Source organism: Streptomyces sp. AcH 505, assembly GCF_000818175.1.
GTDB lineage: Bacteria > Actinomycetota > Actinomycetes > Streptomycetales > Streptomycetaceae > Streptomyces.
Map to the genome: position 1 here is coordinate 4,596,201 of NZ_JTIY01000001.1, position 9,120 is coordinate 4,605,320.

Consider the following 9,120-nt stretch of genomic DNA (forward strand, 5'->3'; position numbering starts at 1 on the left):
CGGGACACCGGCCGCCGGGCCGTACGTCTCGTCGTACCCGGCGGCCGTGAGCTGCCGGGACAGCCCGGGGAAGACCCGCTCGGGGTGGCCGCCCGCGACGGGGTCGACGGTCGGCGCGTCCCCGGCCGGGGTGGCGGTCCCGACCCAGAAGCCCTTCAGCCTGCCGCTGCCGTCCGGGGCCGTGAGGGCGAGGCCGTTGGGTACGGTCCGCTCGCTCCCGTCCGACGGGCTGTTCTCCAACCGCAGGGCGTCACTGCCCGGTTCGCGGGCGACCAGGGTGGACGAGCCGCCGCCGTCGAGGTTGATCGCGCTGTACGAACCGGCCTTCTTCATCATCAGGCCGAGTTCGGTGAGGGTGACCCCCGCGCTGTCGGCCTGCCGCCCGTCCACGGTGAGCACCTGCATCGTGCTGCCGTCGCGGGAGAACCCGACGGCGGTGCGGGGCGCCGCCGTGTTGTTGCCCTCGCCCTCGTGGCTCTGCGCCGCGCCGTCCACGACGAGCAGTTCACGGCCGCCGACCGCGGTGCGGGGTACGGGTCCGCTGTCGGTGCGCGGCCGGTAGGCGAGCGAGACCGGATCGCCGGGCCGCAGGGCGGCGAGCGCCTGCGCGCCCGCCTCGCGGCCGACGAGGACGGTGGCGCCGACCGCGATCGGCCCCGAGCCCGGCTCACCGGTCACGGACACGACCTCGCCGTCCCGTACGACCGCCTCGGCCACGGGCGTCGCGGTGTCCACGGTCAGCGCCCGGTCGGCCTGCCCCCACCCTTGCGTGTACGCGCCGATGCCCCCGGCGGGCACGTTGGCCGCGTTGTAGCCGGCCAGCGGGAGCCGGCCCGACGGCAGGGTCAGGGTGCCGTCGAAGTAGAGCCGCAGGATGCGCCCCGCCGCGCCGGGGCCGAGGCCGACGGCCTGGTTCGCACCGGGGGCCGGCGACTGGACGAGTGCGCCGTCCTGGACACCGGGGCCCTCGGGCGCGCCCGTCTGGTTGATGTCGAAGAAGTCCGCGTTGATCGCCGCGACGGTCCGCCGGCCCCGGCCGGCGTTGTGCCGCGCGGCGAGTTCGGAGACCGTACGGCGGTCCGAGACCGCGCCCGACGAGAGGTAGTCGGCCCGGGCACCGGTGCCTTCGAGGTTCACGTCGAGCGCGTCGACCCGCAGCCACTTGTCGGATTCGAGCCGGTCGTACGAGCTGAGCCGGATGCCGGGGGCGACCGGCCGCGAGCTGCGCGCCGTTTCGATGCCGTCGCCGTCGGCGACCGCTCTCGGCGCTCCGCCGGCGGCACTCGCGGGCGGCGGCGCCACGGGGCGCAGCACCTCGGCGGACGAATAGGGACGGGGGTCGGGGTCGGAATCGGCGAAGGACGGGGAAATGGCCCCCGCCGTCAGGGCGGTCACCGCCGCGAACAGCACGGCGGACCTGCCGGCAATGCCTGGGCCCACAAGTTCTCCTGGAATGAGCTGGGTTACGCCCCTAGGCCAGATGCGGATGGCCTAGTAAGCGCTGTCGGCGGCAAGCATCGCGGTGCGCACACCGATGGGCCAGGGGGCCAGGGGAAAGTCGGGGCGAACAGGCCGTGACACGGTTCGACCGTATCGGCCCGAAGCGGGACCGAGCGGTCGTCACACCTGCGATTCGCCGGCGAGTGAGCCGAAGGGGCGCGCCGCTGTCGAGAGAGAGCGCGCACAGGCCCGCGAGGAACGAGCGGACCGAGCACGGTCGACCGTCCACGAAGACTCAAAGCGCCGCGTTGACCGTCCCGGCCCGCCCCCATCACGTGGCGAGTGAGCCGAAGGGGCGCGCCGCTGTCGAAAGGGAGAGCGCGCGCAGGCCCGCGAGGGACGAGCGGACCGAGCACGGTCGACCGTCGACAGTGGCTTGCAGCGCCCCGGAGGCGAACCGAGCCTCAAAAAATCAGCGCAACCCGTCGCGCTCGCGTTCCTCCACGTACGCGTTGTACGACGCCACCTGCGCGCGGCGCGCCACTCGTTCCACCGGGCGTAGCGCCGCGACCCGCGCGGACATCTCCGATGCGCTCACCGCGCCGCCCGGGCCGTGTTCGTACGCCAGTGACACCAGCAGTCCGATGCGCTCCGCGAGCTGAAGCACCCGCGCCGCGCGCGGCGGATAGCCCGGGGCCAGCACATCGCGGCCCCGCTCCGCCCGTGCCCGGTACGCGTCGAGCGCCGCGTCCGCCACCGGGCCCGACGCCGCCACGTCCAGCCGCGACAGCACCTCCGTCGCGTCCCGCAGCGCCTCGGCCAGTTCCCGCTCCGCCTCGCCGAGCGACGGCACGTCCGCCGGCGGCGCCTCGCGTACCGGCAGGCAGTGCCAGACGACCTCGACATGCCGGTCCCCGTCGGGACCGACCGCTGTGACCTCCGGCACCAAGCCGTACGGCGCCCCCGAGGCGACCACCGCCTCCTCCGCCTCCAGCGCACGCGCGTTGAAGTCCGGCGGCCCGCTGAGCCCCAGCGGATGGCCCGGCGCGGGCAGCGCGACCCGGTAGCCGGTCACCCCGAGCGCCCGCAGCCGGCCGAAGGCCAGCGTCAGTCCCACCGGGCCCGGCTCACCCGGAAGCCCCTCCACCCGGTGCACCGCATCGTCGCCGACGACGGCGTCCGCCGCGTCGTCCGGCGACACAAACCCGGCCAACAGGGCGTTCCCCCATGCGGCCAACAGTCCTGAGCGTGGTTCCAGAAGCATGGGACCAGCCTAGGTAATGGACCTCAGGACCGGACCACCCAACCGGTGGCGTAGGTTTTGCCCTGGGAGCTGCGCCTACAGGCGCACCCGAAACTCAAGACGATTGCATGGGGAGACAACGCGCTCATGAGCGATGTACTGGAGCTGGTGGACGTATCCGTGGTCCGCGAAGGACGCGCTCTGGTGGACGATGTCTCCTGGTCCATCAAGGAAGGCGAGCGCTGGGTGATCCTCGGCCCCAACGGCGCCGGCAAGACCACCCTCCTCAACCTCGCCTCCAGCTACCTCTTCCCGACCAGCGGCACCGCCCGCATCCTCGGTGAGCAGCTCGGCAAGGTCGACGTCTTCGACCTGCGCCCCCGGATCGGTGTCGCCGGCGTCGCCATGTCCGAGAAGCTGCCCAAGCGGCAGACCGTCCTGCAGACCGTGCTCACCGCCGCGTACGGCATGACGGCCACCTGGAACGAGAACTACGACGAGGTCGACGAGCAGCGCGCCCGCGCCTTCCTCGACCGCCTCGGCATGACCGACTTCCTGGACCGCAAGTTCGGCACCCTCTCCGAGGGCGAGCGCAAGCGCACCCTGATCGCCCGCGCGATGATGACCGACCCGGAGCTGCTGCTCCTGGACGAGCCCGCCGCAGGACTCGACCTCGGCGGCCGTGAGGACCTGGTACGCCGGCTCGGCCGGCTCGCGCGCGACCCGTACGCGCCGTCCATGATCATGGTCACCCACCACGTCGAGGAGATCGCGCCCGGCTTCACGCACGTCCTCATGATCCGCCAGGGCAAGGTCCTCGCGGCCGGCCCCATGGAGACCGAGCTGACCTCGCGCAACCTCTCCCGCTGCTTCGGCCTGCCGCTCGTCGTCGAGCGCACCGGCGAGCGCTGGACCGCGCAGGGCCTGCCCCTCAAGTAAGCACGAGCACACAGCACGAGCACACAGCACAAGCGCACCGAACGGGCACGTCCGACCCGTCGCCCCGTCAAGTCGCCCTCAAGTGACCTGATATGGCCACTGTCCCGACCGGGATCGCCGGACCTACCATGACGTTGTGGAAATCGACGCGTGGGTGTGGTGGCTGATCGGCGCTGTCGGGCTGGGGATCCCGCTCGTCATGACCGCGATGCCCGAGTTCGGAATGTTCTCGGCCGGAGCCGTCGTGGCGGCCGTCGTCGCCGCGCTCGGTGGCGGCATCGTCGCCCAAGTCCTCGTCTTCGTCGTGGTGTCCGTCGCGCTCGTCGCCGTCGTACGGCCCGTCGCGGCCCGGCGCAACGCCCAACGCCCCAATCTGCGCACCGGAATCGACCGGCTGAAAGGCCGCTCGGCCGTCGTACTGGAACGGGTCGACCGCGGTGGTGGCCGGATCAAGCTGGCCGGTGAGGTGTGGTCGGCGCGCTCGTTCGACGCCGACCAGTCGTACGAACCAGGCCAGGAGGTCGACGTCGTCGAGATCGACGGCGCGACGGCGGTGGTCATGTGAGCCAAACCCCTGGTCATGTGAGCCAACCTGGGTGAACAGCCCCCGCTCACGCCCCTGTTCTGCGAAACTCGATCATCAGAATATCCGGCAGCGAAGGGCCCGAGGAACGCGATGTCAGCAATCATCATCGTCCTGGTCATCCTGGTGGTGCTTGTCTTCATCGCCCTGATCAAGACGATCCAGGTCATCCCGCAGGCAAGCGCCGCCATCGTCGAGCGGTTCGGCCGCTACACCCGCACACTCAACGCGGGCCTCAACATCGTCGTCCCGTTCATCGACTCGATCCGCAACCGGATCGACCTGCGTGAACAGGTCGTCCCCTTCCCGCCCCAGCCGGTGATCACCCAGGACAACCTGGTCGTCAACATCGACACCGTCATCTACTACCAGGTCACCGACGCCCGCGCCGCGACCTACGAAGTCGCCAGCTACATCCAGGCGATCGAGCAGCTCACCGTCACCACGCTGCGCAACATCATCGGCGGCATGGACCTGGAGCGGACCCTGACCTCCCGCGAGGAGATCAACGCCGCACTGCGCGGAGTCCTCGACGAAGCCACCGGCAAGTGGGGCATCCGCGTCAACCGCGTCGAGCTCAAGGCCATCGAACCGCCCACCTCCATCCAGGACTCGATGGAGAAGCAGATGCGCGCCGACCGTGACAAGCGCGCCGCGATCCTCACCGCCGAAGGTATCCGGCAGTCCCAGATCCTCACGGCCGAAGGCGAGAAGCAGTCCGCGATCCTGCGCGCCGAAGGTGAGGCCAAGGCGGCGGCGCTGCGCGCCGAAGGTGAAGCCCAGGCGATCCGTACCGTCTTCGAGTCGATCCACGCGGGCGACCCCGACCAGAAGCTCCTCGCCTACCAGTACCTCCAGATGCTCCCCAAGATCGCCGAAGGCGACGCCAACAAGCTCTGGATCGTGCCGAGCGAGATCGGCGACGCCCTCAAGGGGCTCAGCGGCGCCTTCGACAACCTCGGATCGGGCATGCCCGGCTTCAACACGGGCAAGGAGCGCAGGCAGGACACCCCGCTCGACTGACCAAAAGACCCTTTCGGGCATGATGCGGTGCGTCCGGCACCGCATACCGAAAGGCTCACCGTGACCATCTGGGAGATGCTCGCCGTCTTCGTCGCGGGGATCAGTGCCGGAACCATCAACACCATCGTCGGTTCCGGCACCCTGATCACCTTCCCCGTCCTGCTGGCGACGGGCCTCCCCCCGGTCACCGCCACCGTCTCCAACGCACTCGGCCTGATCCCCGGCTCGATCAGCGGAGCCATCGGCTACCGCGCCGAACTCACCGGCCAGCGCCCCCGCATCCTGCGCCTCGGCGCCGCCGCACTCGTCGGCGGACTCACCGGCGCCGTCCTGCTGCAGGTCCTGCCGTCAACGGCCTTCGAGACGATCGTGCCCGTCCTCGTCGCCCTCGCGCTCGTCCTGGTCGTCCTGCAGCCCCGGATCACCAAGGCCGTCCAGGAACGTCGGGTGCGCGAGCAGAAGACCGCCCGCCCCAACGGCGGCCCGCTGCTCTTCATCGGCCTGCTGCTCGCCAGCGTCTACGGCGGGTACTTCACCGCCGCCCAGGGGATCATCTACCTCTCCCTCATGGGCATGCTGCTCGACGACACCCTGCAACGCCTCAACGCCGTCAAGAACGTCCTCGCCGCGATCGTGAACACCGTCGCCGCGATCCTCTTCCTCTTCGTCGCCGACTTCGACTGGACAGCGGTCGTCCTCATCGCCGTCGGCTCCGCCATCGGCGGACAGATCGGGGCCAAGATCGGCCGGCGTCTGCCGCCGGTGGCGATGCGCGTCATCATCGTCGTCGTCGGAACGGCCGCCATCGTCCAACTGCTGCTGCGCTAGGCGCCTTTACCTGCCGGCTCGCGCCACCACGCGCTACGCGGCGGGCTGCGCCGCCAGCCACAACGGCAGCTCCGAACGCTCACCGGCCCGCAGCGACAGCAGCATCGCGTCCGCGGGGGACGGCACGAACGGCGGGTGCAGCAACGGCATCCCCGCCTGCTCCGGCGTACGGTCCGCCTTACGGTGATTGTCCTCGGCGCAGGAAGCGACCGTATTCAGCCAGCTGTCACCGCCCCCACGCGACCTCGGCACCACATGGTCCACCGTCGTCGCACGCCTCCCGCAGTACGCGCACCTGTGCTGGTCCCTGATGAGCACCCCGCGTCTCGACCACGGCGCCTGTCTTCGGAACGGCACTCGTACATAACGGCAGAGCCTGATCACCCGCGGCACCGGAAGCTCGACAGCGGCGGCCCGCACACGGAGATCGGGGTGCGCCTGCTCGACAACGGCCTTGTCCTGCAGCACCAGCACCACCGCACGGTTGAGAGTCACCGTCGACAGCGGCTCGAAGCTCGCGTTCAGTACCAGCGTGTCCCGCATCTCGCCCACCTCCCGTGTGCCGACCCGGCCCCGTTCGGGGGCTGCGGGCTGTGGATCAACTCTGGCCGGGCACGCCGAGAGGGACAACACAATAAAAAAATGCCCTGCTCTGATCTCTCCAAGACCAGGGCAGGGCAAACAACACACAAACGGTCAGCTGTCGGCCGGTGCCGCGTACTCCCCGACGAGCTGCGCACGCGCCAGCGTGTGGAACCGCAGGTTGAAGCCCACGAACGCGGGCGAAGCCGCACTGTCAGGACCGAGCTGCTCGGTGTCCACCGCGTAGACGGTGAACACATAGCGGTGCGCCGGGTCCCCGGCGGGCGGAGCGGCGCCGCCGAAGTCGTTCGTCCCGTAGTCGTTCCGGGCCTGCACCGCACCCTTCGGCAGCCCGTCGAACCCGCCACTGCCGGCCCCGACGGGAAGCTCGGTGACCGACGCCGGGATGTCGAAGACCACCCAGTGCCAGAACCCGCTGCCGGTCGGCGCGTCCGGGTCGAAGCACGTCACGGCGAAGCTCTTCGTCTCCGCGGGAAAGCCCTCCCACCGCAGCTGCGGCGAGGTGTTGCCCTCCGCGTAGACCTGGGCGTCCTTCAGGACCGCCCCGGCCGACACGTCATCGCTCACCACGGTGAACGACGGCACCTGCGGATGGAAGTCATGGGGGAGCGGAGCCCTCTGCCCGTCAGTCACGTCTGAACCTCCGAATATCGGCAACGACTGTCCTGCTCACCGCCCGAGCCTATGCCTCAGGATCAGAACCAGTTACGACGGCCGCCCACCTCGGCGAGCCACTGGTTGAGATACGCGGACCAGTCGGTGGACGCGAAATCGTTGAGCCCGACCTGGAACGCCCGGAACGAGTCACTGCCCTCGCTGAAGAGCCCCGGCTTCTTGTCCATCTCCAGAACGACGTCCATCTCCCGGTCGTCGGCGACGAACGTCAGCTCCACCTGGTTGAGCCCCCGGTACTGCTGCGGGGCGTGGAACTCGATCTCCTGGTAGAACGGCAGCCGCTGACGCGTACCGCGCACATGCCCGCGCTCCATGTCCGCGCTCTTGAAGCGGAACCCGAGCTGGATGAACGCGTCGAGGATCGCCTGCTGCGCCGGCAGCGGGTGCACCGTGATCGGATCCAGGTCGCCGGAGTCCAGCGCCCGCGCGATCTCCAGCTCCGTGGTCACACCGATGTTCATCCCGCGCAGCTGCTGCCCGTCGACCGCCGTGACCGGCGTCTCCCACGGGATCTCCAGCCCGAACGGGACCACATGGACGGCCCCCGCCTGAACGGTGAAGGCGCCGCCGATCCGCTGCTTGGTGAACTCGATGTTCTGCTTGAGCTCCTGGTCGTTGCCCTCGACCTCGACCCGGGCCTGCAGACCGACCGAAAGCCCCTGGATCTCCTGCTCGACGGAACCGCCCTGGATCCGCACCTCACCCTGAACGACCCCGCCAGGTACGACGTTCGACTCGCTCAGCTCGGTCTCGACGGACGCGCCACCGGCGCCCATGCTCGCAAGCAGCTTCTTGAAGCCCATACTCACTCCTTCTCAGGTCCTGACCCCTACATACGCGTGACGGACACGGTCGGTTCCCCGCGCCGCGCCCGGCTACGCTCGTACGCCATGATCCAAGGCCCCGACGGCACCCCACGCACACCCCTGCCCCGCGAGTTCTTCGACAGACCGGTACTCGAGGTCGCACCCGACCTCCTGGGCCGCACGCTGGTCCGCATGACGGACGAGGGCCCGATCGAACTACGCCTGACCGAGGTCGAGGCGTACGCGGGCGCGATCGACCCGGGCTCGCACGCCTTCCGTGGCCGCACGGCCCGCAACGCGGTGATGTTCGGTCCGCCCGGACACGCGTACGTCTACTTCACGTACGGCATGTGGCACTGCCTCAACCTGGTGTGCGGCCCGGAGGGCGAAGCGAGCGGGGTGCTGCTGCGGGCCGGCGAGATCCACACGGGCGCCGAACTCGCCCACAAACGGCGACTCTCGGCCCGCCACGACAGAGAACTGGCCAAAGGCCCCGCCCGGCTGGCCACCGCACTCGACATCGACCGCTCGCTGGACGGCACGGACGTCTGCGCGGGCCTCGGCGAGCCCCTGGCGATACTGATGGGAACACCGGCCACCGCTGACCAGGTCAGCAGCGGCCCACGTACGGGAGTCGGCGGCGACGGTGCCCACCAGCCCTGGCGGTACTGGATCGCCGGCGACCCCTCGGTGAGCCCTTATCGGGCCCATGCGCCGAAGCGCCGACGAACTTGACTCGCACAGTTCACCCACCTAATGTAGTCCGAGCCGCTTGACACGGGACCTGCTGTTCAACAGCTCCCGGAGCGGCCATCCACTACCTACGATCACTCCCCAAACGGGTTGGGACTTTCGGCATGCCGGAATTCGAACTCGGTTGACTCGATTATGAGCCGGACGGGGAATCGGTTAACGTAGTGAGCAGCCGAAAGGCGAAAGGCCAACCCAAAGGCCATCAGAATTAAAGCGGCGGAAACGCC

General features: G+C 69.8%; 10 protein-coding genes. 5 read left to right on the top strand and 5 right to left on the bottom strand.

Annotation, left to right across the window (positions count from 1 at the left end; translation table 11 throughout):
- A partial coding sequence (locus tag HY68_RS21025) for a phosphodiester glycosidase family protein (RefSeq protein WP_041996734.1) occupies positions 1–1,440 on the bottom strand: 1,440 nt, incomplete at its 3' end.
- Positions 1,441–1,912: 472 nt separating this feature from the next.
- A complete protein-coding gene (locus HY68_RS21030) occupies positions 1,913–2,704 on the bottom strand; it encodes a hypothetical protein (protein WP_041991111.1) in 792 nt (263 codons plus the stop codon).
- Positions 2,705–2,830: 126 nt separating this feature from the next.
- On the opposite strand from HY68_RS21030, the gene HY68_RS21035 reads away from it, so the two are divergent.
- The 4 genes from HY68_RS21035 (at position 2,831) to HY68_RS21050 (ending at position 6,056) form a co-directional block, all read left to right on the top strand.
- Entirely contained in the window at positions 2,831–3,622 is a 792-nt protein-coding gene (locus HY68_RS21035) for an ABC transporter ATP-binding protein (protein ID WP_041991113.1), read from the top strand.
- Positions 3,623–3,758: 136 nt separating this feature from the next.
- Positions 3,759–4,187, top strand: a complete 429-nt coding sequence (locus HY68_RS21040) for an NfeD family protein (RefSeq protein ID WP_041991115.1) — start codon at positions 3,759–3,761, stop codon at positions 4,185–4,187.
- Positions 4,188–4,298: 111 nt separating this feature from the next.
- On the top strand, positions 4,299–5,228 hold the full coding sequence (locus HY68_RS21045) for an SPFH domain-containing protein (protein WP_041991117.1): 930 nt from the start codon (positions 4,299–4,301) through the stop codon (positions 5,226–5,228).
- A gap of 60 nt (positions 5,229–5,288) precedes the next feature.
- On the top strand, positions 5,289–6,056 hold the full coding sequence (locus tag HY68_RS21050) for a sulfite exporter TauE/SafE family protein (RefSeq protein WP_041991119.1): 768 nt from the start codon (positions 5,289–5,291) through the stop codon (positions 6,054–6,056).
- A 33-nt stretch (positions 6,057–6,089) separates the two neighbouring features.
- Here the strand turns inward: HY68_RS21050 and HY68_RS21055 are convergent, their stop codons facing one another.
- The 3 genes from HY68_RS21055 to HY68_RS21065 form a co-directional block, all read right to left on the bottom strand.
- The gene (locus tag HY68_RS21055) at positions 6,090–6,599 is read right to left on the bottom strand and encodes an HNH endonuclease (RefSeq protein WP_041996737.1); all 510 of its coding nucleotides are present in this window, start codon (positions 6,597–6,599) and stop codon (positions 6,090–6,092) included.
- 153 nt (positions 6,600–6,752) lie between these two features.
- Complete coding sequence (locus HY68_RS21060) at positions 6,753–7,292, bottom strand: YbhB/YbcL family Raf kinase inhibitor-like protein (RefSeq protein ID WP_041991121.1); 540 nt, start codon at positions 7,290–7,292, stop codon at positions 6,753–6,755.
- Between the two features lie 62 nt (positions 7,293–7,354).
- Complete coding sequence (locus tag HY68_RS21065) at positions 7,355–8,137, bottom strand: sporulation protein (protein ID WP_041991123.1); 783 nt, start codon at positions 8,135–8,137, stop codon at positions 7,355–7,357.
- Between the two features lie 87 nt (positions 8,138–8,224).
- Here HY68_RS21065 and HY68_RS21070 point away from each other — a divergent pair, with 87 nt between their 5' ends.
- On the top strand, positions 8,225–8,875 hold the full coding sequence (locus HY68_RS21070; RefSeq protein WP_041996739.1) for a DNA-3-methyladenine glycosylase: 651 nt from the start codon (positions 8,225–8,227) through the stop codon (positions 8,873–8,875).
- Positions 8,876–9,120: the final 245 nt, after the last annotated feature.

What these genes read in the sequence shown, in the direction of transcription:
- HY68_RS21030 (WP_041991111.1), bottom strand. Translation starts at nt 2,704, where the DNA reads ATGCTTCTGGAACCACGCTCAGGACTGTTGGCCGCATGGGGGAACGCC.
- HY68_RS21035 (WP_041991113.1), top strand. Translation starts at nt 2,831, where the DNA reads ATGAGCGATGTACTGGAGCTGGTGGACGTATCCGTGGTCCGCGAAGGA.
- HY68_RS21045 (WP_041991117.1), top strand. Translation starts at nt 4,299, where the DNA reads ATGTCAGCAATCATCATCGTCCTGGTCATCCTGGTGGTGCTTGTCTTC.
- HY68_RS21055 (WP_041996737.1), bottom strand. Translation starts at nt 6,599, where the DNA reads ATGCGGGACACGCTGGTACTGAACGCGAGCTTCGAGCCGCTGTCGACG.
- HY68_RS21065 (WP_041991123.1), bottom strand. Translation starts at nt 8,137, where the DNA reads ATGGGCTTCAAGAAGCTGCTTGCGAGCATGGGCGCCGGTGGCGCGTCC.
- HY68_RS21070 (WP_041996739.1), top strand. Translation starts at nt 8,225, where the DNA reads ATGATCCAAGGCCCCGACGGCACCCCACGCACACCCCTGCCCCGCGAG.